Below are 447 nucleotides of genomic sequence, written 5' to 3'. Positions count from 1 at the left end.
GTGGCCAGCTTCAAGGCCTGGGTCGACGCGGAGAATGCGCGCCGCCTGGGACCCGACGAGCCGCCGCTGGCGAAATCGGATAGCGACTTCATCGTCCACGCTTCGGGCGTGCGCACCCGTCATGTCATCGAGCGCGAAGGCATTCTCGACCCGACCCGCATGTCGCCGCGCATTCCGGCTCGGCCCGACGATGCGCTGTCGCTCGAAGCCGAGTTCGGCATCGCCTCGGCAAAGAAGGCTCTCGAGCATGCGGGACTACAGCCGTCGGATATAGACCTGGTGATCTGCTCGGCCTCGCATCACCAGCGGCCCTATCCGGCGATCGCCATCGAAATGCAGGAGGCGCTGGGCACGAAGGGCGCAGGCTTCGACATGGGGCTCGGCTGTTCTTCGGCGGCGGCGGCCTTGCACATCGCCGTCAATTTGGTGCGGTCCGGCGCGCACAAG

General features: G+C 66.7%; 1 pseudogene. It reads left to right on the top strand.

Going from position 1 to position 447, the window contains the following annotated elements:
* A pseudogene (locus tag EN991_RS41555) lies at positions 1-447 on the top strand (beta-ketoacyl-ACP synthase III); the annotation flags it as partial.

This window comes from Mesorhizobium sp. M7A.F.Ca.US.005.03.2.1 (assembly GCF_003997795.1).
GTDB classification, from domain to species: Bacteria; Pseudomonadota; Alphaproteobacteria; order Rhizobiales; family Rhizobiaceae; genus Mesorhizobium; species Mesorhizobium ciceri.
This window is presented reverse-complemented; position numbering and strand designations above follow the sequence as displayed.